Origin of the sequence: Thalassospira sp. UBA4513, assembly GCF_002388495.1 — a bacterium.
Classification (GTDB): Bacteria; Pseudomonadota; Alphaproteobacteria; order Rhodospirillales; family Thalassospiraceae; genus Thalassospira; species Thalassospira tepidiphila.
The window spans coordinates 1-16,066 of the sequence record NZ_DGMR01000032.1 but is presented as its reverse complement, the minus strand read 5'-3'; the positions used below and the strand labels follow the sequence as shown (position 1 = coordinate 16,066).

The 16,066-nt window shown below is 56.3% G+C and carries 16 protein-coding genes; 12 read left to right on the top strand and 4 right to left on the bottom strand.

The genetic code is table 11. The annotated features are described in order from the left end of the window. Positions 1-271: 271 nt before the first annotated feature. The 9 genes from B2T33_RS12875 (at position 272) to B2T33_RS12835 (ending at position 8,984) form a co-directional block, all read left to right on the top strand. Positions 272-1,090: a DnaB-like helicase C-terminal domain-containing protein gene (locus B2T33_RS12875; protein ID WP_286792246.1), complete on the top strand. Its 819-nt coding sequence runs from the start codon at positions 272-274 to the stop codon at positions 1,088-1,090. A gap of 49 nt (positions 1,091-1,139) precedes the next feature. Continuing rightward, complete coding sequence (gene alr, locus B2T33_RS12870; RefSeq protein ID WP_286792245.1) at positions 1,140-2,261, top strand: alanine racemase; 1,122 nt, start codon at positions 1,140-1,142, stop codon at positions 2,259-2,261. Between the two features lie 59 nt (positions 2,262-2,320). Beyond that, positions 2,321-3,094, top strand: coding sequence for an MlaE family ABC transporter permease (locus B2T33_RS12865; protein ID WP_008890538.1), 774 nt, complete (start codon positions 2,321-2,323; stop codon positions 3,092-3,094). A gap of 18 nt (positions 3,095-3,112) precedes the next feature. Then, positions 3,113-3,889: an ABC transporter ATP-binding protein gene (locus tag B2T33_RS12860; protein WP_286792244.1), complete on the top strand. Its 777-nt coding sequence runs from the start codon at positions 3,113-3,115 to the stop codon at positions 3,887-3,889. Positions 3,890-3,946: 57 nt separating this feature from the next. Continuing rightward, the gene (gene radA, locus B2T33_RS12855; RefSeq protein ID WP_063088371.1) at positions 3,947-5,359 is read left to right on the top strand and encodes a DNA repair protein RadA; all 1,413 of its coding nucleotides are present in this window, start codon (positions 3,947-3,949) and stop codon (positions 5,357-5,359) included. 58 nt (positions 5,360-5,417) lie between these two features. Next, the gene (locus B2T33_RS12850; RefSeq protein WP_286792243.1) at positions 5,418-6,104 is read left to right on the top strand and encodes a CvpA family protein; all 687 of its coding nucleotides are present in this window, start codon (positions 5,418-5,420) and stop codon (positions 6,102-6,104) included. 64 nt (positions 6,105-6,168) lie between these two features. Continuing rightward, positions 6,169-7,629 carry an amidophosphoribosyltransferase gene (gene purF / locus B2T33_RS12845; RefSeq protein ID WP_063088372.1) on the top strand — a complete coding sequence of 487 codons (1,461 nt, stop codon included), beginning with the start codon at positions 6,169-6,171 and terminating at the stop codon, positions 7,627-7,629. After that, the gene (locus B2T33_RS12840) at positions 7,626-8,336 is read left to right on the top strand and encodes an SDR family NAD(P)-dependent oxidoreductase (RefSeq protein WP_286792242.1); all 711 of its coding nucleotides are present in this window, start codon (positions 7,626-7,628) and stop codon (positions 8,334-8,336) included. Before purF ends, B2T33_RS12840 begins: the two co-directional genes overlap by 4 nt. Before the next feature lie 174 nt (positions 8,337-8,510). Further along, complete coding sequence (locus B2T33_RS12835; RefSeq protein ID WP_286792241.1) at positions 8,511-8,984, top strand: c-type cytochrome; 474 nt, start codon at positions 8,511-8,513, stop codon at positions 8,982-8,984. Positions 8,985-9,065: 81 nt separating this feature from the next. Here the strand turns inward: B2T33_RS12835 and der are convergent, their stop codons facing one another. The 3 genes from der to B2T33_RS12820 all read right to left on the bottom strand — a co-directional run bounded on the left by der (position 9,066) and on the right by B2T33_RS12820 (position 12,766). After that, entirely contained in the window at positions 9,066-10,601 is a 1,536-nt protein-coding gene (gene der, locus B2T33_RS12830) for a ribosome biogenesis GTPase Der (RefSeq protein ID WP_286792240.1), read from the bottom strand. A gap of 110 nt (positions 10,602-10,711) precedes the next feature. Further along, complete coding sequence (locus B2T33_RS12825; RefSeq protein ID WP_252724090.1) at positions 10,712-12,046, bottom strand: PQQ-like beta-propeller repeat protein; 1,335 nt, start codon at positions 12,044-12,046, stop codon at positions 10,712-10,714. A gap of 69 nt (positions 12,047-12,115) precedes the next feature. Continuing rightward, positions 12,116-12,766: a tetratricopeptide repeat protein gene (locus tag B2T33_RS12820; RefSeq protein WP_210519428.1), complete on the bottom strand. Its 651-nt coding sequence runs from the start codon at positions 12,764-12,766 to the stop codon at positions 12,116-12,118. A 497-nt stretch (positions 12,767-13,263) separates the two neighbouring features. Between B2T33_RS12820 and B2T33_RS12815 the strand changes: the two genes are divergently transcribed. The 3 genes from B2T33_RS12815 to B2T33_RS12805 all read left to right on the top strand — a co-directional run bounded on the left by B2T33_RS12815 (position 13,264) and on the right by B2T33_RS12805 (position 14,951). After that, the gene (locus B2T33_RS12815) at positions 13,264-13,689 is read left to right on the top strand and encodes a hypothetical protein (protein ID WP_286792239.1); all 426 of its coding nucleotides are present in this window, start codon (positions 13,264-13,266) and stop codon (positions 13,687-13,689) included. A 125-nt stretch (positions 13,690-13,814) separates the two neighbouring features. Beyond that, positions 13,815-14,171: a DUF2794 domain-containing protein gene (locus B2T33_RS12810; RefSeq protein ID WP_008890526.1), complete on the top strand. Its 357-nt coding sequence runs from the start codon at positions 13,815-13,817 to the stop codon at positions 14,169-14,171. 12 nt (positions 14,172-14,183) lie between these two features. Beyond that, positions 14,184-14,951 carry a tetratricopeptide repeat protein gene (locus B2T33_RS12805; protein WP_286792238.1) on the top strand — a complete coding sequence of 256 codons (768 nt, stop codon included), beginning with the start codon at positions 14,184-14,186 and terminating at the stop codon, positions 14,949-14,951. 79 nt (positions 14,952-15,030) lie between these two features. Here the strand turns inward: B2T33_RS12805 and B2T33_RS12800 are convergent, their stop codons facing one another. Then, complete coding sequence (locus tag B2T33_RS12800; RefSeq protein ID WP_286792237.1) at positions 15,031-15,891, bottom strand: hypothetical protein; 861 nt, start codon at positions 15,889-15,891, stop codon at positions 15,031-15,033. Positions 15,892-16,066 lie beyond the last annotated feature (175 nt).

Sequence of the window (16,066 nt, the reverse complement as noted above, 5' to 3'; positions counted from 1 at the left end):
AAAGAGCCGAACAGAAACTGTTCTCGCTGGCAACAGCCGGTTCCGCGGAATCGGGCTTTGTCGCCTTTGGCCCGGCCCTTGCCAAGGCCTATGAGAATATCGATCACGCCTATAAAAACGCCGGGCGCGTTGTTGGTGTGACCACGGGTTTGCGCGATATCGACCGCAAGCTTGGCGGGTTGCACCCGTCTGACTTGCTGATCCTTGCCGGTCGTCCGTCGNNACCCGCGATGAAACCCGAACCGGGGCGATTGCCGTATTCTCGCTTGAGATGGCGGCCGAACAGCTTGCCGGGCGCCTGTTGTCGCAGGCGGCCGAGGTTTCAGGCGATAACATGCGCCGTGGTGATCTGAACGAACAGGATTTCGAACGTCTGTTGCTGGCAACCCAGGAACTCAATACCGTTCCGCTTTATATCGATGATACACCGGCCCTTCCGGTATCGACACTTCGCACACGTTGCCGCCGTCTTAAGCGTCAGCACGGCCTTGCGATGATCGTCGTCGATTACCTGCANNTGCCGCTCTATATCGACGATACAGGCGGCATCTCGATCAGCCAGCTGGCCGCCCGCGCGCGTCGCCTCCAGCGGTCTGTCGGCCTCGACATGATCGTGATCGACTATCTGCAGCTCATCACCGTGACCAGTGGCAATGCCAATGCAAACCGCGTTCAGGAAATCACGCAGATCACGACGTCCCTCAAGGCGCTCGCAAAAGACCTGAACGTTCCGATCATTGCCCTGTCCCAGCTATCGCGAGCTGTTGAACAGCGCGACGACAAACGCCCCCAGCTGTCTGACCTTCGGGAATCCGGCTCGATCGAGCAGGACGCCGACGTCGTGATGTTCATTTATCGCGAACAATACTATCTCGAACGTGCCGAACCGGCCCAGCGCCCGGAAGAGGCCACCGACAAGTTCGGGGAACGTTACTCGCAGTGGCAGGAACGCCTGAACCACGTTTACAACACTGCCGAGGTTATTGTTGCCAAGCAGCGTCACGGCCCGGTGGGCAACGTGCGCCTGTTCTTTGACGGGAACTACACCAAGTTTGGTGATCTTGATCACACAGAAGAAGAATATGAATAGAGGATAGGGCAACCACCCATCCACCAACGGATTCCACGGGGTATTACGAATGACCGTTCTTCCCGCCGTCGGCCGTGCTGCCGAGTGCGCGGAACTGCAAATCAATCTGAAAGCAGTTGCCGACAACTATAAAACCCTGACCAAACGTTATACCGGGCGCACCTGTGCGGCTGTGGTAAAGGCGAATGCCTATGGTCTTGGCGCTGAAACCATCGTCCCGGTCCTCAAAAAGCAGGGATGCCGGCTGTTCTTTGTGGCACAAGCCAACGAAGCCGCCGAACTGTTCCCGGTGTTGCGTGGTGGTGGTCGCATTGCGGTTCTGAACGGTGTCCTGCCCGGTGACGAGGAATTCTTTATTGAAAATGACGTCATCCCGGTTCTGAACGATCTGGAACAGATCGAACGCTGGTCAAACCTGTGCCGCGAATATGAACGTCCGGCGCCGGCCTTTATCCATCTTGATACCGGTATGAGCCGCCTTGGCCTGACGCCACTTGATGTCAGCAACTTGGTCGACCGCTATTCATCCCTGCTCTACGGGTTTGAAAAGGCCGGTTACATGACCCATCCGGTTGCCGCCGATGAGGCCGGAAACCCGGTCACCAAGGAACAGTACGACCTGTTCATGAAATGGTATCGTCGCCTGCCACCGGCCCCGCGCGGGTTCTGTAACTCGTCGGCGATTTTCCGCAACGATGACTACCATCTGGAATTCTGCCGTCCGGGCATCGCCCTTTGGGGTGGCAACCCGACGCCGGAAACCACCAACCCGATGCGTTCTGTCGTAAACCTTAAGGTCAAAGTCCTTCAGGTCCGCGAAATCGATGAACCTCAGAGGGTTGGTTATGGCGGCACCTGGCAGGCAAAACGCAAATCGAAAATCGCCACCCTTGCAGTCGGGTATGCTGACGGTTGGCTGCGTTCACTGTCCAATTCCGGCAAGATGATCATCAAGGGCCATGAAGTTCCCTATGTCGGGCGCGTTTCGATGGATGCGATCACGGTTGATATTACCGACCTTCCGGGCAAAACGCTTAAGGCCGGGGATATGGTGTCGCTTCTTGATGACAAGATGACGGTTGACGACGTTGCATCTGCTGCTGGTACAATCGGTTATGAAATTCTAACTTCTCTTGGACATCGCTACCGGCGGGTTTATACAGAGAGCTAAATCATAATAGCCAGCCAGACAATTCCGGCAGGTCGATAACAGGGGACTTCGAAGTACAGATGCCGATCTTTGCGCCGGTTGGCCATATGTTTCTGACCTTTTTGGCCCTTGTCGGTCGCGTCACGGTATTTGCGGGTCGCACCATCGGCCACATGGTCACACCGCCGATCTATTTCCGCCTGATTTTCAAACAGATGCGTGAAATCGGCTATTTCTCCTTGCCGGTTGTCGCCATGACCACCCTGTTTGCCGGGATGGTTCTGGCGCTGCAATCCTATTCCGGGTTCTCGCGATTTTCGGCCGAAAGTGCGGTTGCGACCGTGGTTGTCATTTCCATGACCCGCGAATTGGGCCCGGTTCTGGCGGGCCTGATGGTGGCGGGCCGTGTTGGTGCCGCCATTGCCGCAGAAATCGGCACCATGCGTGTCACCGAACAGATCGACGCGCTGGTGACCCTGTCGACCAATCCGTTCAAATATCTGGTTGTGCCGCGTGTGATTGCCGGTTTGATCACCCTGCCCGTTCTGGTTCTGATCGGCGATATCATCGGGGTGATGGGCGGTTATCTGGTGGGCGTGAACAAGCTTGGCTTTAATGACGGCTCCTATATCCGCAACACGTTCCAGTATCTCGAACAGCTTGATGTCGTTTCGGGTCTTGTGAAGGCCGCGGTGTTTGGCTTTATCATCACACTGATGGGGTGCTATCACGGGTATCATTCCCGGGGTGGTGCGCAGGGTGTTGGTCAGGCAACGACCAACGCGGTTGTTTCAAGCTCCATCCTGATCCTGATTTCGAACTATATCGTCACCGAACTGTTCTTCACGCGATAAGGGCCGGTTGACAGGATCATGAGCAGCACAGCCAAGATATCGCTTCGCAACGTTCACAAGAGCTTTGGCCCGAAAAAGGTGCTTCAGGGTGTCGACCTTGATGTCGCCAAGGGTGAATCGGTTGCCATCATTGGCGGATCGGGCACCGGCAAATCGGTTACGCTGAAATGTGTGTTGGGCCTGCTTACCCCGGATCAGGGATCGATCAAGGTGGACGGGGTCGAAATGACCACCGCATCACAGGCCGAACGCGATGCCATGCTGGCAAAAACCGGCATGCTGTTTCAGGGCGCTGCGCTATTTGATTCGCTCACCGTTTGGGAAAATGTCGCCTTTGGCCTGATCGAAGGTCAGGGCATGAAACCTGCCAAGGCCCGCGATCTTGCCATTGCGCGGCTTGAGGATGTCGGTCTGGCGGCTGATATTGCCAACATGTCCCCGGCATCGCTTTCGGGCGGCATGCAAAAACGTGTTGGCCTCGCACGCGCCATCGCGACGGAACCGGAAATCCTGTTCTTTGACGAACCGACCACCGGCATTGACCCGATCATGGGCGATGTCATCAATGATCTGATCGTCAAATGCACTCGCGAACTCGGTGCAAGTGCGATGACCATCACCCATGATATGGCCAGCGCACGCAAGATCGCTGATCGGGTTGCCATGCTTTATCAGGGCAAGATCATCTGGGATGGGCCGGTTGCCGATATCGACACGTCCGATAACCCCTATTTGCAACAATTCGTTGCCGGTGATATCGAAGGTCCGCTTGAACTTGATCTCAAGCATCTCTGAGCATTACCTGACCGACATAAGCCATTACTGACACTTCTTTGATCTGCGGAGCATTCTGTGGCCAAAACCCAAAGCCGTTTCATCTGCCAGAACTGCGGTGCCGAATACCGCAAATGGACCGGGCGTTGCGACGCATGCGGTGAATGGAACAGCATCGAGGAAGAACGCGTTGAAAGCGGCCCCAAGGCCACCGGTGGCATCGCCGGGGGTGCCAAGGGCAAAACCATCGAATTCGTCGCCCTTGAAGGCGAAAGTGCCAGCCCGAAACGCATCATAAGCGGCATCACCGAACTTGATCGTGCGTGTGGTGGCGGGCTTGTACCGGGATCGGCCCTGTTGGTCGGCGGCGATCCGGGGATTGGTAAATCAACCATTCTGTTGCAGGCTGTGGGGGCGATGGCCGCCAAGCATAAATGCGCCTATATCTCGGGCGAGGAAGCGGTTGATCAGGTCCGCATGCGCGCCGCCCGCCTTGGCCTTGAAAAATCCAAGGTCGATTTTGCCGCTGCCACCAGCCTGCGTGACATCATCACCACCCTTGAAGCCAGCAGCCATGACGTGGTGGTGATTGACTCGATCCAGACCATGTATGCCGACACCCTTGATAGTGCGCCGGGCACGGTGTCGCAGGTCCGTGCCTGCGCGCTGGAACTCATCCGCCTTGCCAAGCGCAAGGGATTTGCCGTGCTTTTGGTCGGTCACGTCACCAAGGAAGGCCAGATCGCCGGTCCGCGCGTGCTGGAACATATGGTCGATACGGTTCTGTATTTCGAAGGCGAACGCGGTCATCAGTTCCGCATCCTGCGTGCAGTGAAAAACCGTTTCGGCGCGACCGATGAAATCGGTGTGTTTGAAATGGGTGATGCCGGACTGGTCGAGGTGCCCAACCCATCCGCGCTGTTTTTGGCAGACCGTGACTCCCCGGTCAGTGGCACGGCGGTCTTTGCCGGGCTTGAAGGCACACGCCCGATGCTTGTGGAAATTCAGGCGCTTGTTGCGCAATCGGCCCTTGCCACCCCGCGTCGTGCGGTCGTTGGCTGGGACTCTGCGCGCATGAACATGATTTTGGCGGTGCTGGATGCCCGCTGTGGCCTGCCGCTTAGTCAGTTTGATGTTTACCTCAACGTTGCCGGTGGTTTGCGGGTTGGTGAACCCGCCGCCGACATGGCGGTTGCGGCGGCACTGATTTCAGCGGTCGCCGATGCGCCGGTTCCGGGCGAGACGGTGATTGTCGGGGAAATCGGTCTTTCAGGGGAAGTTCGCCCGGTAGGCCAGCTCGAATCGCGGCTGAAAGAAGCGACCAAACTTGGCTTTGGCAATGCCTATACCCCCAAGAATGGCACCCAGGGCAAGAAGAAGATGTCGATCAAGGGCCTCAATCAGACCGAAATCGGCCATCTTCAGGATTTGGTAAACCTCTTCGGCGACGATGTCCGCGACAAGGTGCGTCCGCGCGAAGGCATGTATTAAGCGCCTTCAAAGCACGACCGCCCCGCCACCCGGACTGACGAACAAGGTTTACACATAAATGGATTTCTCCGCCCTTCCCGATCTTGGCGCACGTGATGTGTTTGATCTGATTGTTGTCGGCATTTTGCTGATATCGGGGATCTTTGCCTTTTTCCGCGGTTTTATCCACGAAACCCTGTCGATGATGGGCTGGGTCGGCGCCGGTCTTGTAGCCCTTTATGGCTATCCGGTTGCGCGTCCCTATGTGCGGGAATTGATCCCGTCCGAACTGATTGCCGATCTGGCAACCGGGGTTGGCCTGTTTCTGATTTCGTTTTTGATTTTCTCGTTCATCAGCGGGCGTATTGGCCGGGCGGTTCAGAACTCCGGCCTCGATAGCCTCGACAGCACGCTTGGCTTTGTATTCGGGCTTTTGCGCGGGGCCTTGATTGTCTGTATCGGTTTCCTGGCGCTGTCCTGGTTGCTGCCAGCAGATTCGCAGCCCGACTGGGTCCGCGATGCCCGCACCCGCCCAGTTCTGGAAGAAGGTGCCTTCCTCATTATGCGCATGGCACCTGACGAAATTTTCGATACCACGGCGCAAGAGCTTGAGCGCGCTCAGCGTGAGGCCGATGCGAACGAAAAAACCTATCGCCAACTTCTTGGTCCGGAACCAAAAGGGACTGGACCCGCGCCCCTAAACGGGTATACAAGGCCCTCGCGCGATGATTTGGATCGCCTGATTGAGGCGACCACTAACGAGTGAGGCGTGTGGGTTTCGTACTAATAGCGAATTCCGTGCGCCACCGGCGAGAGAGCGGAACCCACTCATGCTGACCACCAATCCATTTGATGACGACAAGCTACGTGAAGAATGTGGCGTCTTTGGCGTTTTTGGCTCCCCCGATGCAACGGCATTAACGGCCCTTGGCCTGCATGCGCTGCAGCATCGCGGACAGGAAGCCGCAGGCATTGTGTCCTATGACGGCGAAGATTTTCCGGCACACCGGGCATCCGGCCAGGTTGGCGATATCTTCGGTTCAGAAGATGTCATCAAAAGCCTGCCCGGCCACCGTGCGGTCGGCCATGTCCGCTACTCGACGGCGGGTGGCAAGGGCCTTCGCAACGTACAGCCGCTTTTTGCCGATTTTGAATTCGGTGGTCTGGCGATTGCCCATAACGGCAACCTGACCAACTCGCTTGCGGTGCGTGAACGCCTTGTCAAACGCGGCTCGATCTTCCAGTCGACCTCGGATACCGAGACCTTCATTCACCTGATCGCGACCAGCCTGTATGAAAAGATCGTCGATCGCCTGATCGATGCGGTCCGCCAAGTTGAAGGTGCCTACTCACTTGTCGTCATGACCCAGAAGAAACTGATCGGTGTGCGGGACCCGCTGGGTGTGCGTCCGCTGGTTCTGGGCAAACTCAATGACGCCTATATCCTGTCATCGGAAACGGTTGGCCTTGATATCGTTGGCGCGGAATTCATCCGCGACGTCGAACCGGGCGAAATCGTTGAAATCACCGATGATGGCCTGCGTTCGATCAAGCCGTTCAAACCGCAAAAATCGCGCTTCTGCATTTTCGAGCATGTCTACTTCGCCCGCCCCGACAGCATCGTCGAAGGCACAAGCGTCTATGACGTGCGCAAACATATCGGTCGCGAACTGGCCCGTGAGTCTGCTGTGGATGCCGACGTTGTCGTGCCGATCCCGGATTCCGGCGTACCGTCCGCCCTTGGCTATGCCGAGGAAAGCGGTATTCCGTTCGAACTGGGCATCATCCGTAACCACTATGTCGGGCGTACCTTTATCGAGCCGACCGATCAGATCCGGCACCTTGGCGTAAAGCTGAAACATAACGCCAACCCGGGCAAGCTTAAGGGCAAGCGCGTTATTCTGGTTGATGACTCGATCGTGCGTGGCACCACCTCGACCAAGATTGTTGATCTGGTTCGTCAGGCTGGTGCGGCAGAGGTGCATATGCGCATCACCAGCCCGCCGACCATGAACCCGTGCTTCTATGGCGTTGATACCCCGTCCAAAGACAAACTGATGGCGGCCAATCACGACATCGAAAGCATGGCAAAGATTATCGGCGTCGACAGCCTGGCCTTCGTCACCATTGATGGCCTGTATCGTGCCACCGGTCTTGAAGGCCGCGACAACGATAATCCGGCCTTCTGTGATGCGTGCTTCACCGGCGATTACCCGATCAAGCTCACCGATCACAATGCCGAAAACAAGGACCGCAAGCTCAGCCAGTTGGTTGAAAGGCAGTCTGCATGACCGACACCAAACGTCTTGAAGGTCGCGTTGCCCTGATCACCGGGGCTTCGCACGGGATCGGATGTGCGGTTGCCAAACGCTTTGCTGCCGAAGGTGCGCATGTGATTGCGGTTGGTCGTAATGTCGGTGCGCTTGAAGAACTCAGTGACGAAGTGACCGATGCCGGTGGCAAGATCACCTTGCTGCCGCTTGATCTGACCATGTTTGACAAGATCGACATGCTGGGTCCGACGATCTATGAGCGGTTTGGCAAGCTGGATATCGTTGTGGGCAATGCCGGCCTTCTGGGCGAAATCGCCCCGGTGGGTCACATTGATGCGCAAGTGTTCCAGAACACCTATGCCACCAACGTCACGGCGAACTTCCATCTGATCCGTACCACGGACAAGCTGCTGCAGCTGTCTGAGGCTGGCCGGGCAATCTTCGTGACCTCGAACGCATCAAGCAAGGGGCGTGCGTTCTGGGGCCTCTATGCATCGACCAAGGCAGCGCTTGAAAGCCTTGTTCTGTCCTATGCGCAGGAACTCGAACAGACCAAGGTCAAAGTAAATCTGGTCAATCCGGGCCGCATCCGCACCAAAATGCGTGCTGAAGCCTATCCGGGCGAAGATCCCCAAACCCTGCCGACGCCCGAAAGCATCACCGATGTCTTCGTCGATCTGGCAGAAGCTAACTGCACCAAGCACGGCGAAGTGGTTGACGCTTAGTGATTGCGACCGAAAAACCAAAAAATCAAAGGGCCCCAAGCGGGCCCTTTTCCGTATGCGTCAAATGAACACCGGCATCACGCATAAAATTCAGATCAAACCATTGCCATACTTGGTGTTTGCCCGATAGCATGCAGGAATTATCCCGCCACCGGCATCGGAGCACGGCATTACATGAATTCGTTCACCCCTTCCCGCTTTATTGCCGCACTTGGCGTCACTGTGAGTTTGGCGACCTTTGCCACTACAACAATCGCAAAAGACGCCTCAGCTGCTGAAAACAGCAGCCCCGTGATGCCACAAATGGATGCCGAACGTGGCAAAACACTCTTTGCCGAGAGGGGCTGTGTGATCTGTCATTCGGTGAACAATGTCGGCAGCGATGTCGCCACCAGCCTTGATGCGTCAAACATGAATATCGCGCGCGAACCGTTCGAATTCTTTGCCCGCATGTGGCGCGGCGCACCGCAGATGCTGGCCCTGCAGCAGGCCGACCTTGGCTATCAGATTGATTTTTCCGGCCAGGACATCGCCGACATTTTCGCCTTTGTTCAAAGCCGCGAAATCCAGGAAGGCTTCACCGAACAGGACCTGCCCGACCATATCAAGGAAATCATTGATAACGGTCCGTCTGCCGCGTTCGAATAAGGTCTTGCGCAGCAACCTGGCACGAAAAAGCCGCCCTCGTTTCCGACGGGCGGCTTTGTTGTGTTTGGCAACAAGTCGAAACTAGCGTTTCTTTTTCTTGTTGGCATAGGGGTTGTCGCTGCTGCGCAGGTAAATACGGATCGGAACGCCCGGCATGTCGAAATCTTCGCGCAGACCATTGATCAGATAGCGCGTGTAGCTTTCGGGCAGTTCGGCTGCCTTGGAGCAGTTGATAAAGAAGCTTGGCGGACGCGATTTCGCCTGGGTCATATAGCGCAGGCGAATACGACGCCCGGAAATGACCGGCGGCAAATGGCGTTCGGTGGTTGCTTCAAGCCAGCGGTTGAGCTGCGAGGTCGGGATGCGGCGGCTCCAGATATCGTGGATATCAAGAACGGTCGGCATCAGGCGATCCGTGCCACGCCCGGTCAGGGCCGAGAAGGTCAGAACCGGAATACCCTTGGCCTGGGCAAAGGAAGTATCAAGCTTGTCACGCAGTTCCTGCATGACGCCCTTTTTGTCGATGATTGCATCCCACTTGTTAACCGCAATGATCAACGCACGGCCTTCTTCAAGCACCATACGCGCAATCGTCAGGTCCTGCTTATCAAGCGTGTTGGTCGCATCAATCATCAGAACAACGACCTGCGCATAGCGGATCACGCGCAGCGTATCGGCAACCGACAGCTTTTCAACGCGGTCATCAATCTTCTTCTTGCGGCGCATACCGGCGGTATCGACCAGACGGATCGGGCGGCCTTCATAGGACCAGTCGACCGCGATCGAATCACGCGTGAGCCCGGCCTGCGGCCCGGTCATGACGCGCTCTTCGCCAAGCAACTGGTTCAGAAGGGTTGATTTACCGGCATTCGGACGGCCGACAATTGCCAACTGGATTTTCGAATTGTCACGTGCGCCTTCGACAATCAGTTCGCCATCTTCGTCTTCGTCGTCCTCGCTGAATTCGATTTCATAGGACGGGAAGACTTCACCTTCGTCATCGGCAAAACCGTATTCATCGTCGAAATCTTCGTCTGCAAGGCTGTCCGCACGGGCCTCATTCAGCGCCTCTTGTGCGGCTTCGCGCGCATGCTGTCTGGCAACCCGTTCGCGGTCTTTCCATTCTTTCCAGTGCGGCTCAAGCATGTCATAGAGCAACTCGATCCCAAGGCCATGCTCGGCCGAGATCGGCGCGACATCGCCAAGACCAAGGCCATAGGCCTCATAAAGGCCCGGATCCTGATCACGGCCTTCGTGCTTGTTGGCAATGACATAGACCGGCTTCTCGCGTTTGCGCAGCCAATCGGCAAAATGGTTATCAAGCGGCGTCAGACCGGCACGGGCATCAATCAGGAACAGCGCAACATCGCATTCCTCAAACGCCTTTTCACTTTGCTGGCGCATCATGCCTTCGACGGAATTATCAAACGCTTCTTCCAGACCGGCGGTGTCGATAATGTCAAAAGACATATCGCCAAGGCGTGCCTTGCCATAACGGCGGTCACGGGTCACACCGGGCTGATCGTCCACAAGCGCCAGCTTTTTGCCGACGAGACGGTTAAACAGGGTCGACTTCCCGACATTGGGGCGACCGATAATGGCAACTTTCAGCGACATCTGATTTTCAGACTCTCGTAATAAAAGGCGTTATGCGCCGTGGGCACATTGACCCACGGCGCATCGCAAATCCTGCAAGGCAAATCGCCTTGCCTAAAACTGTATCCTGATCAGCGATATGCGATTAGATCGGCATCCGCAGTCAGGAAGTAAAGGCTGTCACCGGCAACAGATGGCGGCAGGGTAATTGGCCCGGATACTTCGTCCTCACCAAGAATGTCACCGCTATAAGGGGAAACAGTCATTACTTCGCCCTGCTCGTTACCAACGATCAACCTGTCACCGGCCAGTACTGGCCCTGTCCAGACAATCGGGCCTTCCTGATCCTCGGGATCGGTAAAACGGGGCAGAACGGTCACCCATTTAACCTGTCCGGTGCGTCGACGCAAGGCAATCAAGTCATTTGTATTGGTTAGCAGGTATACATATTCGCCGGCCACCCATGGTGACTGGATGCCACCAGCCTCAAGTTCCCAGACACGAACCCCGGTGCGAAGGTCAATCGCGGTCGTCAAACCGGAGTTGCTTGTCGCGATCACCAGATCATTATCAATCACCGGCAGGCCACGAATATCGGCAATCGCCGACACCGCATCGGTACGACCGGCAGCCGCCAGCGCATCCGACCAGATCACCTGACCGTTTTCAACACGAAGGGCATAAAGTTCGCCCGTGGAATAGGCCGAAATGACAACGCCCTGATCCACCGCCGGGCTGGCACCACCGATAAAGGACGCGCCCTCGGACGCACCGCGATGGTTCCAAAGCGTTTCACCCGTGCGCGCATTCAGTGCGACGGTCTGGTTATCGATGGTAATGGCAAACACACGGCCACCGCGCACAGTCGGCGCAGAACGCATCGGTGCTGTGACCTGTTGACGCCAAAGGATCGTCGCACTTGGCGCATCAATGGCAATGATTTCGGCAAAGCCCGTCGTGGCATAGATCACACCGGCCTCATAGGCCAGACCGCCGCCCAAAAGCGTGCTGTCTTCTTCGTCCTCAGGGGCCAGTTCAAGCGACCAGATACGCTTGCCCGATGATGCGGCAAAGGCACGAACTTCCGCACTGGCATCAATGGTAAAGATCACACCGCGCGCGACAATCGCCTGATTAAGCAGAAGGTTGTCATCCATCGACCCTTCGCCGATATCAATCGACCAGTCCTGTTCGAGGACTTCGTTATCAAGCGCAACGTGATGGAGTGCGTGGCTCGGATAGCCGCCATTTTGCGGCCAGTCGACCATCGGTTCGGGTTCGGGCAAAATCACGCGCTGGTCGGTCAGTTCAATGTCGGGCTGAACCGTGCTTTGCAGGGCAAGAACCGAAATACGCTCGCCGGGAAGCGGCGGATCTTCTGCCTCGCCAAGCCAGCTTGAACACCCTGCCAAAAGGCCTGTCAGGCCCATTACGCAAAGAAGTGACTTAATACCGCGTGTGGTCAAAACCGTATCCCCTGAAAAAACTCACGTCATATGGATCGCGGCTTGCGATCCATTGATGCCCGAAGAACCTCAGGCACCAACAGCCTTGAGAATTTCACTTGCCCGTGCGCGCATTCCGGCCGGCGCACTGTTATCATCAGCAATCTCGGTCAGAAGCGGTTTGGCGGCTTCGACCTCACCTCCCGCGATATGCAGAAGTGCAATCATTTCACGTGCGGAGTAGTACCACGCATTCTCGGGCACGGCGATCGGCTCAAGACGCGTGATCAGGTCCTGCGCGTTTTCGGCACTGGCGCTGTTCATTGCGATCTGAACAACCGCAAGATCGCGATAAACCTGATCAATGTCGGAATTACCGGCAATCGCTTCGAGTTCGCTGATTGCAGACGGCGTCGCATCCGCGCGAAGGTAAACGGCTGCCTTCTGGAAATGACCAAGCGCGACAAAATCGGCGTTACCGTCGGCGATGATCGCATCAAGGGCGGCCAATGCGGCGTCTTCGTCGGTTGCGCTGTCCTGTGCCAGTTCTACGGCATTGGCAAGACGGGTACCGTTTTCGATGCTGGTGCTGGTTTCATAGGTTTTCCAGCCTTCACGACCGGCAACACCCAGCACGATGGCCGCTGCAACGCCGATCACGTATTTCCCGTATTTGCGCCACAGCTCTTCGCTGCGTTCACGCTTAAGGTCTTCTTCGACTTCCTGGAAAATATCAACCACGAAAACGGCTCCAATCCGGTCACAATAAAGCGGGCAACCTGCCCGCTTATCTGAAAAATTTCTGGCAAGGATTTAACGCGCCAGCGGGTACAGGGTCAAGTCTGCTCGACACCATTCCGGTTATTCCTACGATTATTTTGCCCCGCCCTCGGATTAGGCGGGATCGCAATAACCGTTTCATGGCTGATATCAGCGCCATGTGGCCCAATTCGGGCACAGCAAACCCAACGGGAAAGAATTGCCTGCCAGATACACATTTTCCCCACGACATCACCGGTTTTAAACGGCTTTGAAATGTTTGAAGGCCACCATCACCGCCGCCCGGATGCTTTTTGACGGTGATACAGGGGGCTGAAAACGCCCGAGATCAGTGCCACATGTCGTTTTATCGGGGGCAAAGACACAGTTCGGCACAGGGCTTGCTTTGGTAAATGCCAAGGGAACAGATTTGAACTTGTCATCGGTCATATTTGCCCGGTGAGCGGACGGAGACCACAATGAAACGTCGCGAGACTGCACATACCAAGCCCGCAAAACGGCGCCTTATCCGACAGCGTACCCTTGCCGGGCTGTTTGCAGCCTTGATGGGGTCCACTGTGTCGGGCTGTGGAACAACGATGTCCGATGTTGTCGGCACCAGCCTGTTTACCGGCGGCGAATGGTATATTGCCTTTGACGTGGTCAGCATCATCAATTCCGACAAAACCCTGATTGACCATGCGGTTTCGCTATCGACCGGTCAGGATTGCTCCACCATCCGCAAGATTGACGGCAAGTCGTACTGCAAAAAGGAACCGGTGCCGGAACCGCCGCTTTATTGCTATCGCTCGCTTGCGGCGGTCAGTTGCTATCGCACGCCCGATCCCTATAACACCGGATCGCAAACCGTTGATTGGCCGCCAACCCGTTCGCGCAGCCTCTAAAATCCGGTCTGTTTTTCATCCATTGAAACTTGAGGCATCGGTCAATCCGCGCTACCGTGTCATCAGGCTGTCATTTTCCCGTTGTGGCAAAGGACAACCCCGAACACACGCTGCCGGAGTACCACATGGGAACATTGTTCGATTTGGCCAAATACCGCAAAGCCAAAAGCTTTGTTCATTTTGACCGGGCTGAACTGATGAAACTCATGAACACATATTCCCGACAGGTTGCCAGTGGCGCCTGGAAGGATTATGCCATCGATCATCTGGACGGGATGGCGATGTTTTCGATTTTCCGTTCAACCCACGAAACCCCTCTTTTCACTGTCATCAAGCTCGGTAACGAGCACAAAAATGCCGGACAATATGTTGCCCTGCATAGCGGTGAGCGCATCAAACAAAGCGCTGAAATCGTCAATGTGCTTGAAGCCATCGAAAAACGCGCCCGCAAGGTCGTGCCCCTGTTTAAAACAAACTCCTGACGGTTCCCACACGTGACCAGCCCCTCATCGGCCAGCCTTTCAGGCCGACACCCCTTATTCGCGCTTGCCGTGCTGGCCTGCCTGCTGTTGCCAACAGCGGGCCACACAGCAGGCATGAGCAAGGAATACCAGACAGGCTACCACGCCTATCAGGCTGGGGATTACGTGCGCGCGCAGTCCTTCTGGCATCTGGCAGCACAGGAAAACGATCCGTATGCGCAATATGCGCTGGGTCTGCTGTATTTTCGTGGTGATCTGGGGACGCCTGAATACGAAATGGCGGCCGAGTGGTTTGGCAAGGCTGCAAAGACCAACCATGGCGGGGCGACCTATTATCTTGGCCTGATGCATTTCAACGGATTTGGCCTGCCCTATGATCATTTTCAGGCCACGAAATACTTCAAGCGGGCACTGCGCATTGATCCGCACAATGCCAATGCCGCCTATATGATCGGCGCGCAGTATTTCCATGGCCGCGGGGTCCGACAGAACTTTGTCGAAGCCGCCCATTACTTTGAAATTGCCGCAAACGAAAACATGCACGCCGCACAGTTCATGTTCGGTGCCTTGCTTGAACGTGGCTGGGGCGTGAAACAGAATTATGCCGACGCCTATTACTGGCTAAGGCGTGCTGCACGCGGCCCGATCACCTTTCCCGAAGGTGCCAACGAGGCAGAACCACTGAACCCGCAGGCCGCACTGGATGCGCTAGAACCAAGGCTCCGGCCCGAGGAAATTCAACGGGTTGAAAAACGCCTTGCCCTTGATGCGACCGGATAAGTTTGCACGCGCCAGATACGAAACGGGCACCTGATTTCTTTCAGGTGCCCGTGCGCTTTAATGTCAGTTTCGGCCGGTCTTACTCGGCAAGCTTATAGGCAATCACATAATCGCCCGGCTTGGTGCCAATCGATCCATGACCACCGGCGACGATCAGCACATATTGCGTCCCGTCATCGGTTTCATAGGTCATCGGCGTTGATTGACCGCCGGCCGGAAGACGGGTTTCCCAAATCTTCTCGCCGGTCGTGGCGTCATAGGCACGGAAATAGTTATCGACCGCCGCACCAAGGAACGCCACGCCACCCTTGGTCAGGATCGGACCACCAATGCCCGGCACACCAAGTTCGAATGGTAATGGCAACGGGGTCATGTCTTCGACCGTACCGTTTTTATGCATATAGGCAATCTCGCCCGTGCGCAGGTCGGCACCGGCAACATATCCCCATGGCGGGGCCTGGCACGGAATACCAAGCGGCGACAGGAACGGCCCCATTTCGACGGCATAAGGCGCACCTTCGTTCCGGTTAATCCCCATTTCACTGGCCTTTTCACTGCCACGTGGTGGCACCTCGGCACGCGGGATCAGGCGCGAGGTAAAGGCAAGATAGGTCGGCATGCCAAACATGATCTGACGTTCCGGATCAACCGCAACACTGCCCCAGTTGAACGTCCCGAAGTTGCCGGGATACACCAGCGTCCCTTCCAAAGACGGCGGCGTGTAACGACCTTCGTATTTCAACAGATGGAACGCGATGCGGCACGCCATCTGATCAAACAGGGTAATGCCCCACATGTCCTTGCCGGTCAGCGGTTCTGGCATGAAGGTCAGGTCTGAGACCGGCTGGGTCGGGGCGGTATGATCCTCGGGGATTGCACCACCGGGTGCGGGCACCTCGGTCACCGGGATGATCGGCTCACCCGTACGGCGGTCCAGCACATAGATATCACCCTGTTTGGTCGGTCCGACCAGTGCCGGAACGGTTTCACCATCGGTGTTGGTGATATCAAGCAGGGTTATATGACATTACTAACATTGTTCACATACACAAACTTCCTTGCTAACATGGCTGTTTAGCTGCCACAGTGCCCACAGACCTTACCTGCACCGCCAG